Source organism: Pseudomonas vranovensis DSM 16006 (assembly GCF_000425805.1).
GTDB lineage: Bacteria > Pseudomonadota > Gammaproteobacteria > Pseudomonadales > Pseudomonadaceae > Aquipseudomonas > Aquipseudomonas vranovensis.
The window spans coordinates 588,250-605,665 of record NZ_AUED01000001.1; the positions used below are offsets into that span (position 1 = coordinate 588,250).

Genomic DNA, 17,416 nt, shown 5'->3' on the forward strand with positions numbered 1-17,416 from the left:
CACGTGACACCCCTAGTGTGGAGTGACCTTAAACAACACCTGCAGGACACTCCCCATGAACCCGTTCGCCAAACTGCTCCGATTGACCGGCTTTGCCCTGTTGCCCTTGATTGCCTGCGCCCAGGCTTCTGCGCAATCGTCGTTGAGCATCGGCCTGATTCCCTCGGAAGACTCCCAGGCCATGATCGAAAGCAGCAAGCAGGTACTGGCGGACCTGGAGCGCCAGTTGGGCATGCCGGTCAAGCCGTTCGTGGCCACCGACTACAACGGCGTGATCGAGGCGTTGCGTTCGGGCAAGCTCGACGTGGCGTACCTGGGCCCGTTCTCCTATGTGCTGGCGCACCAGGTGGCGGGTGTCGATGCCTTTGCCGTGGCGGTGACCAAGAAGACCGGCAAGAGTGCCTACCGCAGCCAGATCGTGGCGCGCAAGGACAGCGGCATCAAGCAACTGAGCGACCTCAAGGGCCATACCTTCGCTTTCGTCGACCCGAGCTCGGCGTCCGGTCATCTGTTTCCCAAGGCGGGCCTGGAAGCGGCTGGCTATGTGCCGGACAAGGTATTTTCCCGGGTGATTTTCTCCGGCTCCCACGACGCCAGCATCCTCGCCGTGGCCAACCGCAAGGTCGATGCGGCGGCCGTGGCGGATCGTATCTATGCCTCCGCCGTGGCCCAGGGGCATATCAAGCCGGACGACTTGCAGATCGTCTGGTCGTCGTCCGATATTCCCGAGTCGCCGATGGTCTGGCGCCAGGACCTGGACCCGGCCCTCAAGCAGAAAATCGCCACCGCCATGGCCAACATCAAGGACGTGCCCTGGGGCGACCAGGGCCAACTCAACGGCTTTCAGCCGACTACCGATGCCGCTTACGACGTGGTGCGCGACACCGCCAAGGTCCTCGATCTCGACCTGCGGAGCATGAAATGATCCGCGTGCGCAGCCTGGCCAAGGACTACGCCGACAACGCCGTGCTCAAGGGCATCGACCTGGACATCGGCGCCGGTGAATTCGTGGTGGTGCTGGGCCAGTCCGGGGCCGGCAAGTCGACCTTGCTGCGTTGCATGAACCGCCTGGCCCAGGCCGACAGCGGCGAACTGCAGATTGCCGGTATCGACGCCATGGGTGCAGGCCAGCAACGCGAGTTGCGCCGGCAGGTGGCGATGATCTTCCAGCACCATAACGTGGTACCGCGCCTGTCGGTACTCAAGAACGTGCTCACCGGGCGCCTGGGCTCGGTGTCGACCCTGGCCTCGCTGTTGCAGCTGTTCAGCCGCAGCGACGTGGCATTGGCAATGAACTGCCTGGAACAGGTCGATCTGCAGCACAAGGCCTGCGCCCGCACCGACTCGCTGTCGGGCGGGCAGATGCAGCGGGTCGGCATCGCCCGGGCCCTGGCCCAGCGGCCCAAGGTGATCCTGGCCGACGAACCGGTGGCAAGCCTGGACCCCAAGACCGCCCGGCGGGTGATGCAATACCTGCGCGATGCTACCCGCGAGCTGGGCATTACTGTGGTCTGCAACCTGCACCAGGTGGACCTGGCCCGTGAATTCGGTGACCGCATCGTCGGCCTGGCCCATGGTCGGCTGGTGTTCGACAGCCAGCGCGAGACGCTGGACGAGGCCTGCCTGCAACGCATCTACCCACAGGCCGAGCGCCCGTCCGATGCCAACCAGGCCCCGGTAGCGGTGCCGTGTATGCAGATTGGCGGAGGGATTGCCTGATGAACCCACAACCCACGCATTACCAATGGTTGGTCAGTACCCCAGACACCCCACGGGGGTGGATCGTCACCGGCGCCTGGGTGCTGCTGGCCGTGACCTTGCTGCACTGGAGCGCCCAGGGCACGCAATTGAGTTGGAGTGAGCTGAGCAATGGCCTGCCGCAGATCGGCGACTTCCTGGCCCGCTCGATGCCGCCTGACTTGAGCATCCTGCCAAGGTTGTGGCAGCCGGCCGTCGAGACGCTGCAGATCGCCCTGTGGGGCACTCTGCTGGGGATCGTCTTCGCCATTCCGCTGGCGTTCCTGGCCGCGCGCAACCTGCAGGGCAATCGCTGGCTGTATGCCGGCACCCGGCAAACCCTGAACGTGATCCGCAGCATCAACGAGCTGATCCTGGCGCTGGTGTTCGTGTCGGCGGTGGGCCTTGGACCGTTCCCGGGCGTGCTGGCCCTGGCGCTGCACGGGGTGGGCATGCTCGGCAAGTTCTTTGCCGACAGCATCGAGGAGATCGACCAGGGACCGATCGAGGCCTTGCAGGCCACGGGCGCCCGGCCGTTGCAGGTGATCGTGTTTGGCGTGATACCACAGGTAATCACCGCCTGGATCGCCGTGGTGTTGTACCGCTTCGAGGTCAACCTGCGTTCGGCGACGGTGCTGGGCATGGTCGGGGCAGGGGGGCTGGGGTTTGAACTGGTCAGCAGCCTGAAGCTGTTCAAGTACCAGGAAACCGCCACCTGCATCATCGTCATCACCCTGATGGTGGTGGCCGCCGACCTGGTCTCCAGCCGCCTGCGCCATCGAATCCAGGGCGCCAGCCGCCACTGAGTCACCCCACTTTTTCAATCATCTCGACTGGCGAGCCAGGGTCCGACTCGGCCCGGCTTCGCCCGCGATTCAGCGTTCTGACTGGAGTCGTCGTTGTGCAAAGGGTTACTGCCATTCCTGTTATCGGTTCAGCCAATGCAAGCCTTGAATCAATCGATTTGAGCCCAGGCGACCTGGCCATGACTATGTCCCCAGCCAAAACAACAACAAAGGGAACCGCCATGCCTGCCTACTTCCATAACCCGGTGGCCACTTGCTTCGGCAGTGGCAGCCTGAGCCGCATCAGCGACCTGACTGCAGGCCAGCAGGTTGCCCTGGTGACCTTTCCGGAGGCCCGCGCCCTGGGCTTGATCGACCAGGTGCAGGCCCTGCTGGGTGAGCGCCTGTGTCATGTGGTCGAGGATGTACAACCCAACCCGGACGTGGCGCAACTGCGCACCACCTACGAGCGGTTCTGGGCCGAGGCCGGCGATTGCCAGACCGTCATCGCCCTGGGCGGCGGCAGTGCCATCGACACGGCCAAGGCGCTGATCGTCGGTACCGAATCGGGGCAGTTCGATGAGCTGCTGCACCTGCTGGCCCTCGGCCAACCGTTCACTCCTGCGCGCTGCAAGGCCTTGATCGCCGCCCCCACTACCGCCGGGACCGGCAGTGAAGTAACGCCCTGGGCAACCATCTGGGACAGCGCCGCGCAGAAGAAGTACTCGCTGCACCTGGACTGCACCTGGCCGAAGGCGGCCATCGTCGACCCCGACCTGATGCTTACCGTGCCGGCCGGGGTGACGGTATCCACCGGGCTGGATGCACTGTCCCATGCCCTTGAGGCGATCTGGAACGTCAACGCCAATCCGCTCTCCGATACCTTCGCGGTGTCGGCCATCGAAGACATCCTCGACTGCCTGCCCCAACTGCAACGCGACCTGGGCAACCGTGACCTGCGCGCACGCATGGCGCTGGCAGCACTCAAGGCCGGCATGGCGTTCTCCAACACCAAAACGGCGCTGGCGCATTCCATCTCCTATGAAATGACCCTGCGCCACGGCCTGCCCCACGGCATTGCCTGTTCCTTTTCGCTGCCGCTGGTGCTGGGCCTGGCCTGGGGCCGCGACGGCGGTCGCGACCGCACCTTGCAGCGGGTGTTCGGCCCGGACCTGGAGCAGGCCCGCACACGCTTGCGCAACTTCCTGCACAGCCTTGGGGTGAAGACCGACTTTGCCGACTACGGCGTCGGTGCCGACGAGGCCCAGGCGATGATCGCCCACGCCTTGCAAGGCGCCCGGGGCAAGAATTTCATCGGCGCCAGCGCCGCCTGAATTTCGTTTCCCAACGTAGTGGGCGCCCTGTAGGGTCGCTCTGTTTCCTGTTGCACCAACCAAGAGTGCCGTAACGCGGGCCGTGGCTCGCGCTAGCGAACAAAAAAGGAAATCATCATGAATCGTGCCGAAAGTCTGTCCGGTCTGGCTGTCCCTGCGTCACCGTTTCGCACCGCGCAATGGCGAATGTTGCTGGCGGCGATGTTCTGCTACCTGTTTTTCTACACTGGCAGGCAAACCTTCGGGTTCGCCATTCCCGGCATCCAGGCCGAATTCGGCCTGAGCAAGGAAACCCTCGGCTGGGCCTCCACTGCCATGCTCTGGGCCTATGCCATCGGCCAGGCCATCAATGGCAACCTGGCCGACAAGTTCGGCGGCCGGCGGATCATGAGCCTGGGCGCGGTGCTCTCGTGCGCGGCCAACTGGGTGACCAGTTTTGCCGGTGGCTTCATGAGCCTGATCCTGCCCTGGGGCGTGAATGGTTACTTCCAGGCCCTGGGCTGGGCGCCGGGCAGCCGACTGCTGTCGAACTGGTGGAGCGCCGGCGAGCGGGGCCGGGTGTATGGCTTCTATGTATTTGCTGCGGGCTGCGCCTCGGTGCTGTCGTATGTCACCTCGGTGGTAGTGCTGGAAGTGCTGCACCTGGAGTGGCGCTGGATCTTCCGCCTGCCAGTGCTGCTGATGCTGGCCGGTGGCATCGTCTTTTACCTGGTGGCCCGTGAGCGACCGCAGGACATGGGCTTCAAGCCGCTGGACGACACCGGCGTGGCCAACGCCGAAGACAAGAACCATGAGGTCGGCCATGAAAACGAAGAGAGCTCGGCCCAGCGCTACAAGGCTGTGCTCAAGAACGTGCGGCTGCTGATTGCGGCGGTGTCCCTGGGCTTTCAGAACGCGGCGCGCTACGGCCTGATCGTCTGGGTGCCGGTACATTTTCTCGGTGCCGACTGGAAATCGGGCCAGAGCTTCATCGATCCCAAGTGGATCACCGTGGCCTTGCCGGTAGGTATGGCAGTGGGGGCGCTGAGCAACGGCTGGGTGTCGGACAAACTGTTCGGTTCCAAGCGCTACCTGGCGATCATGCTCTATATGTTCCTGGGGGCCCTGACCAGCCTGTGGATGTGGAGCTTGCCGGCCCACAGTACCGTGGGGTTGGTGGCCTTGTTCCTCTGCGGCTTCTTTGTCTATGGCCCGGCCTCGAGCTTTTGGGCGTTGTGCCCGGACCTGGTCGGTGCCAAGCGTGCCGGGACGGCTACGGGGGTGATGAACTTCTCGTCGTACCTGTTTGCCGGTCTTGCCGAACCGCTGATCGGGCGGATGCTCGACACCACAGGCAATACCTCGCTGATCTTTATCGTCGTCACCGCCAGTTGCCTGTGCAGTGCAGTGGTGGCGCTGTTCGTGCGACGTTGATCATCTAACCTAGAACCGACTCCAGGAAGCGGAAGCTGCTCATGTACCAGTACCACAAATGGTTGCGTTCATTTCACGCGGTGGCCAGGACCGGCAGTTTTACTTTGGCCGCCGAGTACTTGAGTGTCGGCCAGCCTACTGTCAGCGAGCAGGTGAGCACCCTGGAGAAGAAGTTTTCGGTCGAGCTGTTCCACCGCCGCGGCCGCTACATCGAACTGAGCGCGGCGGGGCACAAGCTGTATGACATCACCCAGGGCCTGTTCGGTCAGGAGGACGAAGCGGTGCAGCTGCTGCAGCGCTTCGCCCAGCGCAAGCAAGGCATGCTGCGCATCGGCGCGGTGTCGCCACCGATCGCCATGAGCCTGACCTACAGCTTGATGCAGCAGTACCCGGATATCGACCTGAACACCTCGTTCACCACCGAGGCGCAGACCCTGGAGCGACTCTATGCCTTCGATATCGACGTGGCGATCCTGGCGCTGTCGACCTTCGACCAGCGCTTGAGCACCCACCTGTACCGTACGGTGCCGATTCTGGCAGTGGTGCGTGATGACCACCCGTGGGCCTCGCAGGAGCAGGTCAGCGTACGTGAGATCAGTGGCCAGCGCCTGGTGTTGCGCGAAGCGGCCTCGCGCACCCGGCAACTGGTGGAGGAAGGCTGCCAGCGTTATGGCGTGCCCCTGGACTGCGCCATGGAGCTCAACAGCCGCGAGGCCATTGTGCATGCGGTGGTGCAGGGCATCGGCATCGGCTTTGTCGCCGCCGTGGAATACGCCGACCGCCCTGGCACCAAGGCCGTGTCGTTTACCGAGGAGCCGTTTCACATCAGCTACTACCTGTGTTGCCTGGCGATACGGCGCAATCGCCCGATCATTGCCGAGCTGTTCGACACCGGCGTGCCACCGGACAGCTAAGCCCGTTCAACCCTGGCCCATCGACAACGCCTTGCCTGCAAGGTGCGGGCACTCTCATCCCTGAAAACCGGAGAATCACCATGCAATATCAAAACCCTGAACGCCTGCAAGCGGTCGTCCTGGACTGGGCGGGTACTGTGGTCGACTTCGGCTCGTTCGCGCCGACCCAGATCTTCGTCGAAGCCTTTGCCGAGTTCGGCGTGGCCGTATCGCTGGAGGAAGCCCGCGGCCCCATGGGCATGGGCAAGTGGGACCATATCCGCACCTTGTGCGATCAACCGCAGATTGCCGAGCGTTATCGCCTGGTGTTCGGGCGCAACCCCAGCGATGACGATGTCACCGCCATCTACAACCGCTTCATGCCACTGCAGATCGAGAAGATCGCCGAGCATTCGGCGTTGATTCCGGGGGCCTTGCAGGCGATTGCCCAACTGCGGGAACAAGGCCTGAAGATTGGCTCGTGCTCGGGCTATCCGAAAGTGGTAATGGAAAAAGTGGTGGAACTGGCGCAGCGCAATGGCTACGTCGCCGACCATGTGGTGGCCACCGACGAAACCCCCAATGGTCGTCCTTGGCCGGCCCAGGCCCTGGCCAACGTCATCGCCCTGGGCATCGACGATGTGGCGGCTTGCGTGAAGGTGGACGACACCTGGCCGGGCATTCTCGAAGGTCGCAAGGCGGGCATGTGGACCGTCGCACTGACCTGCTCGGGCAATGCCCTGGGGTTGACCTACGAGGCCTATAAAGCCTTGCCGCTGGACATCCTGGAGCAGGAGCGTGCCCGTATCGGCCGGATGTTCGAAGGCTCGCGCCCGCATTACCTGATCGACACCATCGCAGAGCTGCCAGCGGTGATCGAAGACATCAATGCGCGGTTGGCGCGCGGGGAGATGCCGCAGGCGCAGTAACCATCAAATAGGGCGTCGCCTGGATTACGGCCGCTGTGCGGTCGATCACAGCCTCGTTCCTCGGCAGCGGCTACAGATTGCCGGTGTAGCCGCTGGCGACAGCCTGCGATCGACCGTGCAGCGGTCGTGATTCAAGACAGTTGCGCGCATTCCCACATCTGGCCCGCTATGTGCTTTGTCCCCCTGCATCGATTGCTGATCGATTGGTCAAACCTCGAACGCTTCCCCGTATAACCCGAGGCACAGCCGATCCATCAAATACGTCGGACTCCGTATTTACAGGGATCAGATGCATGACGCTTGCCCAACCACTGGACCTCACTGCCCACGGCACCGGCTGGCGCGCCGAACTGGTGCTGCGCTTCGTACGCCGTGGGCAAAAGACCTGTATTGGTGCGCGGCGACATTTTGGTCCTCTTTTGGTGCAGCGCCCGTTCTACCCCGAGGGCGCCCCGTGCCACGTTTATGTGCTGCATCCGCCCGGTGGAGTGGTCGGTGGCGACAAATTGGTGCTCGACGTGCACCTCGACGCCGGCAGCCATGCGCTGCTGACCATGCCCGGCGCCACCAAGTTCTACCGCAGCAACGGCCAGACCTCGACCCTCGACCAGCACTTTCACCTGGCCGCCGACAGCGTCCTGGAGTGGCTGCCCCAAGGCAGCATCTGCTTTCCCGGTGCGCGTGTGCGCCTCGAAAATCGCTTCAGCCTGGAGCCCGGGGCACGCCTGTTGGCCTGGGAAACCCTGTGCCTGGGGCGCCCGGTGATGAACGAGCCTTTCAGTCACGGTGCCTTGGACAGCCGCCTGCAGATCGACGTGCCCGACGACCCCGGCCTGCACGAACGCCTGCGCATCGAAGGCGGCCAGTTGCAAAAACTCGGCGGTTACCCACTGCAAGCCACCTTTTGCGCCTACCCGGCCACCGACGCCTTGCTCGAACAGACTCGCAGCCTGATCGAGCACCTTGCCGTTCCCGCCGGGGCGACCTTGCTCGGGCAATTGCTGGTGGTGCGTCTGCTGGACCACGACAACCAACGCCTGCAACTCACCCTGCAGCGGATCTGGCATGCCTTGCGACCCGAAGTGGTCGGTCTGGCGCCATGCCCGCCGCGTATCTGGGCCACTTGAGAGAACGCCATGGAGCTGACCCCGCGAGAGAAAGACAAACTACTGCTGTTCACCGCCGCCTTGCTCGCCGAGCGTCGGTTGGCCCGCGGCCTGAAGCTGAACTACCCGGAGGCGGTGGCGCTGATCAGTGCCACGGTGATGGAGGGGGCCCGTGATGGGCGCACCGTCGCCGAACTGATGAACCTGGGCCGCGAAGTGCTCAGCCGCGACCAGGTCATGCAGGGCGTGAGTGAAATGATCCCCGACGTCCAGGTCGAGGCGACCTTCCCTGACGGCACCAAGCTTGTGACCGTGCATGACCCGATTGTCTAGGAGCGCAGGATGATTCCCGGAGAAGTACAGGTCGCCGACGGCGACATCGAATTGAACGTGGGCTACACGCGGGTCAGCGTCACCGTGGCCAATCACGGCGACCGCCCGGTGCAGGTCGGCTCGCACTACCACTTCTATGAGGTCAATGACTGCCTGGTGTTCGAGCGCGAGGTCAGCCTGGGCTGTCGTCTGGATATCGCGGCCGGCACTGCCGTGCGCTTCGAGCCTGGCCAGGCGCGTACCGTGACCCTGGTGCCGTACGCCGGCAAGCGTGAGGTCTACGGTTTTCAAGGCAAGGTGATGGGCAAGCTGGAGGTGCAGGGATGAGCCGGATTTCCCGACGCGCCTACGCCGATATGTTCGGCCCCACCGTGGGCGACCGTGTACGCCTGGCCGACACCGAACTGTGGGTGGAGGTGGAGAAGGACTTCACGATCTATGGCGAAGAGGTCAAGTTCGGCGGCGGCAAGGTGATCCGCGACGGCATGGGCCAGGGCCAGATGCTCGCCACCGTGGCGATGGACCTGGTGCTGACCAACGCTCTGATCATCGACCACTGGGGCATCGTCAAGGCCGACATCGGCATCAAGAATGGCCGCATCGTCGGGGTCGGCAAAGCCGGCAACCCCGATGTGCAGCCCGGTGTGACCCTGCCCATTGGTCCCGGCACCGAGGTGATTGCCGCCGAAGGCAAGATCGTCACCGCCGGCGGCATCGACTCGCACATCCACTTCATTTGCCCGCAGCAGGTGGAAGAGGCGCTGACCTCCGGCATCACCACCTTCATCGGCGGCGGCACCGGGCCGGCCACCGGCACCAACGCCACCACCTGCACTTCCGGGCCCTGGTACCTGGCGCGCATGCTCCAGGCCGCCGACGAGCTGCCGATCAATATCGGCCTGCTCGGCAAGGGCAACGCCTCGCAGCCCGAGGCGCTGCGCGAGCAGGTCCGCGCCGGCGCCGTGGGCCTGAAGCTGCATGAGGACTGGGGCTCGACCCCGGCGGCCATCGACTGTTGCCTGGCCGTGGCCGAAGAGCTGGACGTGCAGGTGGCCATCCATACCGATACGCTCAACGAGTCCGGCTGTGTCGAGGACACCCTGGCGGCCATCGGCGACCGCACCATTCACACCTTCCATACCGAAGGTGCCGGTGGCGGCCATGCGCCCGACATCATCCGCGCCGCCGCATTTGCCAACGTGCTGCCATCGTCCACCAACCCGACCTTGCCCTACACCATCAACACCGTGGATGAGCACCTGGACATGCTCATGGTCTGCCACCACCTGGACCCGAGCATCGCCGAGGACGTGGCGTTCGCCGAGTCGCGCATACGCCGCGAGACCATTGCCGCCGAAGATATCCTTCACGATATCGGCGCTTTCTCCATGACCTCGTCCGACTCCCAGGCCATGGGCCGGGTCGGCGAGGTGGTGCTGCGCACCTGGCAGGTCGCCGACCAGATGAAGCGCCGCCGCGGGCCACTGGCACCCGACAGCGGTTACAGCGACAACTTCCGGGTCAAGCGCTTCATTGCCAAGTACACCATCAACCCGGCCCTGACCCACGGCATTGCCCACGAAGTGGGCTCGGTGGAGGCCGGCAAGCTGGCCGACCTGGTGCTTTGGGCTCCGGCGTTCTTCGGGGTCAAGCCGGCCCTGGTGATCAAGGGCGGCATGATTGCCATGGCGCCCATGGGCGATATCAACGGCTCGATCCCGACCCCGCAGCCGGTGCACTACCGGCCGATGTTCGGTGCCCTGGGCGCTGCGCGCAATGCCACGCGCATGACCTTCCTGTCGCAGTCGGCGGTGGCGCGCGGCGTTCATCATGAACTGGGCCTGCGCAGCCTGATCGGCGTGGCCCGCGGCTGTCGCACGGTGCGCAAGGGCGACATGGTCCACAACGCTTTGCTGCCCGTGATCGAGGTGGATTCGCAAACCTACGAGGTGCGCGCCAACGGTGAGCTGCTGGTGTGCGAGCCGGCCACCGTTGTGCCGATGGCGCAACGTTATTTTCTGTTTTGAAGGAGCGAGCATGATTCTTTTGACCCGTCGGGTCACAGACGCCGAACACGTCAGTGGCACCGTCACCTTGAGCCTGGATACCCGCATCAAGAGCCGTGTGCGCGTCACCCTGGACGATGGCCGTGAAGCCGGGCTGATGCTCGAACGTGGCCAACTGCTGCGCGGCGGCGAGTTGCTGGCGGCGGAGCAGGGCGCAGAGGTGATCCGCGTGCTGGCCGCCGCCGAGCAGGTGTCCACGGTGCGCTGCGCCGATCCGTTGCTGCTGGCGCGGGCCAGCTATCACCTGGGCAACCGCCATGTGCCGCTGCAGATCGAAGCCGGCTTTGTGCGCTACCAGCACGACCATGTGCTGGACGAAATGGTCCGTGGCCTGGGCCTGCAGGTCAGCGTGGAGCAGGCGTCGTTCGAACCCGAAGCCGGTGCCTACCAGAGCGCGCCGCACAGCCATGCGCATACCGACCATCCCTTTGTGCGCGTCGCTCACCACTGATTTCTTATAAGGAGATACCCCGATGAAAACGTCCCTGGCACTTGCCTTGCTGCTGGTCGCGGTCCCTGCGTTTGCCCATCCGGGCCACGACGCCAACCCTTTACAGGACGGCTTGCTGCACCCGCTCACCGGCCTTGATCACCTGTTGATGCTGCTGGGCACCGGCGTACTGGCAGCTCTGACCGGCCGTACCCTGGCACTGCCTTTGCTGACATTGACAGCGATGTTTGGCGGCGCCTTGCTGGGCCATCTGTTCGGTGGCGTGATCGGTATGGAACAGATGATCATCGGTTCGCTGCTGGTGGCTGCCGCCGCGTTGTTGCTGCCCCGCCGCCAAGTGTTGCTGGCCCTGGCCATGCCGCTGTTCGCCCTGTTCCATGGCTGGGCCCATGGCGTTGAGGCCAGCCCCGGTGCGTTCTGGTTGTTCAGCGCAGGTTTTGTGACCGTCAGCGGCCTGCTGTTGCTGGCAGGTTTTGCCGGCGGTTGCCTGCTGCGCCGTCATGACAGGCTGCAAAAAGCCTTCGGAGGCGGCCTGTTGGCCGGCGCCGCACTGGTACTGGCCGGCTGATGAGCACTGAGCTGAAGCTGCTGCGCTTGCTGCAGCTGGCCAGCCCCAACCTGCCGGTGGGGGGGTTCACGTATTCGCAAGGGCTGGAGTGGGCGGTGGAAGCGGGCTGGGTTCAGGGCGCCGAAGGCTTTCGCCAGTGGCAACGGCAACAGCTGGACGACACCCTGGGCTGCATCGACTGGCCCTTGCTGGCGCGCCTGTACCAGGCCTGTCGCGACGACGATGCGCAGGCGTTCGCGCGCTGGAGCCAGTTCCTGCTGGCCAACCGTGAAACCGCCGAGCTGCGCCTGGAAGAGCGCCAGCGTGGCATGGCCCTGGCACGGCTGCTCGATGGCTGGCAGTTGTGCCAGGCGCCCGCGTGGCGGTCGAGCCTGGCCCTGAGCCAGTTGGGGGGCATGGCCTGGCTGGGGGCGCACTGGAAAATCCCGTTGCGCGACCTGGCCCTGGGGCTTGGCTTCACCTGGCTTGAAGGGGCCGTGATGGCCGGCGTCAAGCTGGTGCCCTTCGGGCAGCAAGCGGCCCAGAGCCTGCTGCGTGATCTGTGCGCCGAGCTGCCTTTGGTGCTGGAACACGCCCTTGAGTTAGCCGATGACCAGCTCGGCGGTGGCCTGCCACTGCTGGCAATTGCCTCGGCGCGTCACGAAACCCAATACACCCGATTGTTCCGATCCTGAGGAAAGCCCCATGCAAAGCTACCAGCAACCCCTGCGCGTCGGTGTCGGCGGCCCGGTTGGGTCCGGCAAGACCGCACTGCTCGAAGCCCTGTGCAAAGCCATGCGCGACCACTACGAAATCGCCGTGGTGACCAATGACATCTACACCAAGGAAGACCAGCGCATCCTCACCGAAGCGGGCGCCCTGGCCCCGGAGCGCATCGTCGGGGTGGAAACCGGTGGCTGCCCGCACACGGCCATTCGCGAGGATGCCTCGATGAACCTGGCGGCGGTGGAGGAGCTGGCACGCAAATTCGGTAACCTCGAAGTGATCTTTGTCGAAAGTGGCGGCGATAACCTGAGTGCCACCTTCAGCCCGGAGCTGGCCGACCTGACGGTCTATGTCATCGATGTGGCCGAAGGCGAGAAGATCCCGCGCAAGGGCGGGCCGGGCATCACCAAGTCGGATTTCCTGGTGATCAACAAGATCGATCTTGCGCCCTACGTCGGCGCTTCCCTCGAGGTGATGGAAAAGGACACCCAGCGCATGCGCCCCGAACGGCCCTGGGCCTTCACCAACCTCAAGACCGGGCAGGGCCTGCAGCGGGTCATCGACTTTATTGTCGAGCGCGGAATGCTCAAGGCTACCGGGGTTTGAGCCGTGCCGGGGCCGCCAGTGCGGCCCCTTTTTTGTCGGCTCAATAGTCCAGCCACTCCAGTGGGCCGATCAGTTGCTTGCCCAGGATGCGCATGAGCACGAAGGTGAGCACTTCAATGTTGTTGTCGAAAGAGCCGTGGGTCGAGGGTATCTGCTGGCCGTCACGGGTGTTCCTTACCCGGGGCGATTGCCAGATACGCAAGCGGTCAGGCTTGGTCGGCCAGTTCGCCAGCCACTGCTGAACAGCGGGCAGAGTGCTGGCATCCCATTGGTCCTTGTCGTTGGCAAAACGCTTGTCCAGGGCGCGTGCCATGCCCAGCAGGGGTTGCTTGCGCACATCCTCCAGGGCGCGCGACACCAGGTACAGCAGCGACTTGCCATACGCGGCAAACTCCGGCGTCGGCAGGCCATCATCCTTTTCATTGCTGTCGCTCAGCACATCCAGCCAGAGTTGGTCCAGGCTCAACACGCCATTGGCATGGGCCTTGAGGTAGTGCTCAAGGGCAAAGCCGGTGGAGCAGGCGGCGGCGAACAGTTCGCAGCTCTGCACTTTAAGCGGTTGGGGCGTGTTTCTGCCTAGCAGGTCGAGGAGATGGCCGAGCAAGATCGACCCGGCCGAATGACCCACCAGGTGCAGCTCCAGTTTTGCACCCCGGGCCTGCAGGTCAGCTGCCAGCGCCTGCAAGGCCCGGCCCACCAGATCCAGGCCATGGCCAGGCTGGCTGCTGTCACGGGCGTTGCTGCGCATCTGCGACCAGATCCCGGTGCCCAGCACATGGGCCAGGGCTTCGATGGCTCGGTCCTTGGCCTCAGAAACCATATCCTCCACGCCACTTGCACGCTCATCGGTGCCGAACAGTTTGCGCAGCCAGTCCTCGGCCATGTCGGCCAGTGTTTCGCCCGGGCCGGTCTTCCAGGTCATGAACAGCGGGTAGATACCGTTGGCCAGAAAATACGGCGCCAATACTCGAATGCGCTGGATCGACTCGTCTTCGTTGTTCAGCCCGCCATGGACATACAGCACCACGCGCAGCAGCTTTTTCTGCGGTTGTGTCTGCAGCCAGGCCAGCGGTCGTTCATGCACCACTTCCTTGACCAGCCCGGCGCGATCCAGCGGGCCACGGGTGAAATCGGTGGGTACTATTTCACCGTCATTGCCGGTCACCAGGGTGAGCTCATAGGCCCGCGGCGTGCTGACCGGCTGATAGCGAGGTTCGTTGAACGGGTGATCGAACGGCCAAGGGTCGTCGACCGGATTGCCCGGCACCCGCGCCGAGCGGTCAAGGCCGGTCAGCGAACGCCCGGAGCCAATGCGAAAAGCCGAGGACACCTGATCGCGTAACCCCGACTTGCCGGGTTTGCCAATGCCGGGTACCAATAGCTGTTGCGGCACACCCAGTGCGCAGGCCCAGGCATCGGTGCCATGGATCACCCAGTCTTCATAGGGCAACACGGCAAAACCTGAGCGCCCCCAACGGGTGCCCCACGAGTTCTGTATCACAAAGCCCCGGTGGTCATAGCCAACAATTGCAAAGGCGTGGCCTCCCAGTGAGCCGGGCGATTGCGCAGGAGGGATGACCGGCAGGCTGTCGAGGTTCTTCGGCACAGAGGTGGCGCGCGCGTGCATGAGGGTTTCCCAGCCGTCATGCACGCTCGCCGAGACGTACACCGCACCAATGTTCAAAATCGCTGCCTGCAGGTCGACCACGGCATTGCTGTTGATGCGGTAGTACACGCCCAGTGGCCGCCTGGCGGCATCGGTGTCCCAGCGCGGTCGCGGCCGGATGAACCCCTGGGTCGAAAATGGCCAGAGCGTTTCACTGCACACCCCATGCTTGTGCCAGCCCTTGAGCGCGCCCCGGCAACTTGAACCCTGGTAGTCGTCGCCCGGCCACTCGTCGTAACGACGGGCCAACTCATAGAGCATGCGCGGGCTGACCGATTCGAAGCTGCCTGTGTTGCCCAGTTCAAGGTGCTGGAGCCAGAGCAGGTAGTTGACCACGCAGGCCAGTCCGAACCCGGTACAGGCACCTTCGTTGCCTTGATCCAGCACCAGGCCTTGGGCCACATAGCTTTTCAGGTACATCGCAAGGTCAGTCTGCGGCGGCCAGCACGGCGGCAAGGAACGCAGCGGAGGGGCGTAAGGCAGGTCGCGAAAATCCAGGCGGTCAGGGCGGGCGTCGAACACGCGGCCGGGAATCGGGGTGCGGGTGACCGCAGGGTTGGCAGGTGGGGATTTGATGGCGCCGGCGTTGGCTTTGCTCATGGTTGCTTCTCCTTGGAGAAACCCTGTTGGCTGGCAGGGGCCTTGAGCGAGCCCCTGCACCTGAAGTAATTCCGTCAGCCTTTGAGCGTAGCCATATCGATCACAAACCGGTACTTCACATCGCCCGCAATCATTCGGCTGTAGGCTTCGTTGATGTGACGAATATCGAGCATCTCGATGTCGCAGCGGATGTCGTGCTCGGCGCAGAACTCAAGCACCTCCTGGGTTTCGGCGATGCCGCCGATCAGGGAGCCGGCCAGCACCCGGCGCTTCATCACCAGGTTGGCGGCATGCAGGGCAGGGTCCACGGGTTCGATCAGGCCAACCAGGATGTGTACGCCATCGAACTTCAGGGTTTGCAGGTAAGGGTTCAGGTCGTGTTGTACCGGTATGGTGTCGAGCAGAAAGTCGAACTGCTCGGCCGCCGCCTGCATCTGCGCAGGGTCGGTGGACACGATCACATGATCGGCGCCCTGGCGGCGTGCTTCTTCGGCCTTGCTCTGCGAGCGGGTGAACAAGGTGACTTCAGCACCCAGAGCCTTGGCAAACTTGATGCCCATGTGGCCCAGGCCGCCCATGCCCAGAATGCCCACGCGGTCGCCGGGCTTGACCCCGTAGTGCTTGAGCGGCGAGTAGGTGGTGATGCCGGCGCACAGGATCGGCGCGGCGCCGGCCAGGTCCAGGGCCGCCGGAATGCGCAGGACGAAGCGCTCGCTGACCACGATGCTGTTGGAGTAGCCGCCCATGGTGTTGCTGCCGTCGATGCGGTCCGGGGTGGCGTAGGTCATGGTCGGGCCTTCGAGGCAGTACTGCTCCAGGTCTGCCCGGCAGGCTTCACAGTGCTGGCAGGAGTCGACCATACAGCCGACACCGACGTTGTCGCCGACCTGGTAGCGGCTGACGTTGTCGCCCACTGCCGTGACCCTGCCGACGATTTCATGGCCGGGCATCAGCGGGTACACGGCGATACCCCAGTCATTGCGGGCCTGGTGGATGTCCGAGTGGCACACACCACAATAGAGAATCTCGATGGCCACATCATCGGGACGCAGGGCGCGGCGCTGGAAGGTCATGGGGGCCAGGGGGGCAGTGGCGGACTGGGCGGCGTAGCCGATTGCTGTGTACATGGAGACCTCGCTAAATCGTTTAAGCGGATGAGCGCCCATTGTCCGCAGGGGCAGGGTGGCTGCCCACCATCAATCCTCCGTCAGTCATGCCTAAAACTCCGGAGTTGGCTGAGACTTGCACACAGTGGCCCTTGAAGCTGCGATCATGGCAGTGTCTATTCCTCCGTCTCGGATTCCCATGCAACTGACCCGCCACGTTGATGCCAACGCCACCCTTTGCTCGTTGATCCGTACCCTGGCCGTGCGCCCGGGGTTCGTCGAAACGCACTTGCCCCAGGTGCAGGTGCTTCTGGCCAATCGCTACGTGGCCAGCAGCCCGCAAATCTATGAACCGAGCCTGATGATCCTCGCCCAGGGCAGCAAACTGGCGCGCCTGGGGCCACGTACCCTGGAATACGGGGCAGGGCATTATCTGGTGCAGGCGTTGTCGGTGCCATTCATGTGCGAGACCTTTGCCACTGAACAGGAGCCGTTGCTGGGAGTTTCGGTAGCCATTGACCGCATCGTCCTGGGGGAGCTGGTGCAGAGCATGGGGCTGCCGCCTGACCAGGCAATCGCAGCGCAGACGCCGGAGTCGATGACTTCGGCGGTGCTGGATGACGCCATGCGCGACAGTGTCGAGCGGTTGTTGCGTTGTTTGCAGGATCCGCTCGACAGTCAGGTGATGGGCGCGGCGCGTGTGCGGGAGGTGTTGTATGTGGCGCTGCGCGGGCCGCAGGCGGGGGTGTTGCGGGCATTGGTGGAGCAGCAGGGGCACTTTGCGCGGATCGCCGCGGCACTCAGTCATTTGCGTGAGCACTATGCCGAACCCTTGAGTGTCGATGCGTTGGCGGGGTGCGCGAACATGAGTGCCTCGACCTTTCATGAGCATTTCAAGCGCAGCACGTTGCTGTCGCCGATGCAGTACCTCAAGCGGCTGCGCTTGCTCAAGGCCCAGCAGATGTTGATCGGTGAAGGGCTGGGGGTGGCGCAGGTGGCGCATCGGGTGGGGTATCAGAGTACTTCGCAGTTCAGCCGTGAATACAAGCGCCATTTCGACCGCAGTCCCGGTGAAGAACAACCGTACCTGTAAGCGCCTGCTTGCCCTGCGATGCCAG

18 protein-coding genes are annotated in these 17,416 nt (G+C 64.0%); 16 read left to right on the forward strand and 2 right to left on the reverse strand.

Features of this window, described 5'->3' with window-relative positions:
• The first annotated feature begins 55 nt into the window (after window positions 1-55).
• The 15 genes from phnD (at window position 56) to ureG (ending at window position 12,926) form a co-directional block, all read left to right on the forward strand.
• Entirely contained in the window at window positions 56-925 is an 870-nt protein-coding gene (gene phnD, locus H621_RS0103125; RefSeq protein ID WP_028941952.1) for a phosphonate ABC transporter substrate-binding protein, read from the forward strand.
• Window positions 922-1,719 (forward strand): phosphonate ABC transporter ATP-binding protein, encoded by a 798-nt coding sequence (gene phnC, locus H621_RS0103130; protein ID WP_028941953.1) that lies wholly within the window; start codon window positions 922-924, stop codon window positions 1,717-1,719. The genes phnD and phnC overlap by 4 nt, the downstream gene beginning before the upstream one ends.
• Complete coding sequence (gene phnE, locus H621_RS0103135; RefSeq protein WP_028941954.1) at window positions 1,719-2,543, forward strand: phosphonate ABC transporter, permease protein PhnE; 825 nt, start codon at window positions 1,719-1,721, stop codon at window positions 2,541-2,543. Before phnC ends, phnE begins: the two co-directional genes overlap by 1 nt.
• Window positions 2,544-2,764: 221 nt before the next feature.
• Window positions 2,765-3,856, forward strand: a complete 1,092-nt coding sequence (gene psrA, locus H621_RS0103140; protein WP_028941955.1) for an iron-containing alcohol dehydrogenase PsrA — start codon at window positions 2,765-2,767, stop codon at window positions 3,854-3,856.
• A gap of 117 nt (window positions 3,857-3,973) precedes the next feature.
• Complete coding sequence (locus H621_RS0103145; RefSeq protein WP_028941956.1) at window positions 3,974-5,269, forward strand: MFS transporter; 1,296 nt, start codon at window positions 3,974-3,976, stop codon at window positions 5,267-5,269.
• A gap of 41 nt (window positions 5,270-5,310) precedes the next feature.
• On the forward strand, window positions 5,311-6,183 hold the full coding sequence (locus tag H621_RS0103150) for a LysR substrate-binding domain-containing protein (protein ID WP_028941957.1): 873 nt from the start codon (window positions 5,311-5,313) through the stop codon (window positions 6,181-6,183).
• A gap of 80 nt (window positions 6,184-6,263) precedes the next feature.
• Window positions 6,264-7,091 carry a phosphonoacetaldehyde hydrolase gene (gene phnX / locus H621_RS0103155; RefSeq protein WP_028941958.1) on the forward strand — a complete coding sequence of 276 codons (828 nt, stop codon included), beginning with the start codon at window positions 6,264-6,266 and terminating at the stop codon, window positions 7,089-7,091.
• A gap of 293 nt (window positions 7,092-7,384) precedes the next feature.
• A complete protein-coding gene (locus H621_RS0103160; RefSeq protein WP_028941959.1) occupies window positions 7,385-8,218 on the forward strand; it encodes an urease accessory protein UreD in 834 nt (277 codons plus the stop codon).
• A 9-nt stretch (window positions 8,219-8,227) separates the two neighbouring features.
• On the forward strand, window positions 8,228-8,530 hold the full coding sequence (locus H621_RS0103165) for an urease subunit gamma (RefSeq protein ID WP_028941960.1): 303 nt from the start codon (window positions 8,228-8,230) through the stop codon (window positions 8,528-8,530).
• Window positions 8,531-8,539: 9 nt separating this feature from the next.
• Window positions 8,540-8,857 (forward strand): urease subunit beta, encoded by a 318-nt coding sequence (locus H621_RS0103170; protein ID WP_028941961.1) that lies wholly within the window; start codon window positions 8,540-8,542, stop codon window positions 8,855-8,857.
• Complete coding sequence (ureC, locus tag H621_RS0103175) at window positions 8,854-10,557, forward strand: urease subunit alpha (protein WP_028941962.1); 1,704 nt, start codon at window positions 8,854-8,856, stop codon at window positions 10,555-10,557. Before H621_RS0103170 ends, ureC begins: the two co-directional genes overlap by 4 nt.
• 10 nt (window positions 10,558-10,567) lie before the next feature.
• Entirely contained in the window at window positions 10,568-11,047 is a 480-nt protein-coding gene (gene ureE / locus H621_RS0103180; RefSeq protein WP_028941963.1) for an urease accessory protein UreE, read from the forward strand.
• Between the two features lie 22 nt (window positions 11,048-11,069).
• The gene (locus H621_RS0103185) at window positions 11,070-11,615 is read left to right on the forward strand and encodes a HupE/UreJ family protein (protein ID WP_028941964.1); all 546 of its coding nucleotides are present in this window, start codon (window positions 11,070-11,072) and stop codon (window positions 11,613-11,615) included.
• On the forward strand, window positions 11,615-12,289 hold the full coding sequence (locus H621_RS0103190; protein ID WP_028941965.1) for an urease accessory protein UreF: 675 nt from the start codon (window positions 11,615-11,617) through the stop codon (window positions 12,287-12,289). Before H621_RS0103185 ends, H621_RS0103190 begins: the two co-directional genes overlap by 1 nt.
• A gap of 10 nt (window positions 12,290-12,299) precedes the next feature.
• Window positions 12,300-12,926 (forward strand): urease accessory protein UreG, encoded by a 627-nt coding sequence (gene ureG / locus H621_RS0103195; protein ID WP_028941966.1) that lies wholly within the window; start codon window positions 12,300-12,302, stop codon window positions 12,924-12,926.
• Window positions 12,927-12,966: 40 nt separating this feature from the next.
• Here the strand turns inward: ureG and H621_RS0103200 are convergent, their stop codons facing one another.
• Both H621_RS0103200 and H621_RS0103205 read right to left on the reverse strand, forming a co-directional pair.
• Window positions 12,967-15,192 carry a C1 family peptidase gene (locus tag H621_RS0103200; RefSeq protein WP_051270402.1) on the reverse strand — a complete coding sequence of 742 codons (2,226 nt, stop codon included), beginning with the start codon at window positions 15,190-15,192 and terminating at the stop codon, window positions 12,967-12,969.
• Window positions 15,193-15,266: 74 nt separating this feature from the next.
• On the reverse strand, window positions 15,267-16,319 hold the full coding sequence (locus H621_RS0103205) for an NAD(P)-dependent alcohol dehydrogenase (RefSeq protein ID WP_028941968.1): 1,053 nt from the start codon (window positions 16,317-16,319) through the stop codon (window positions 15,267-15,269).
• A 178-nt stretch (window positions 16,320-16,497) separates the two neighbouring features.
• Between H621_RS0103205 and H621_RS0103210 the strand changes: the two genes are divergently transcribed.
• Window positions 16,498-17,391, forward strand: a complete 894-nt coding sequence (locus tag H621_RS0103210) for an AraC family transcriptional regulator (protein WP_028941969.1) — start codon at window positions 16,498-16,500, stop codon at window positions 17,389-17,391.
• Window positions 17,392-17,416 lie beyond the last annotated feature (25 nt).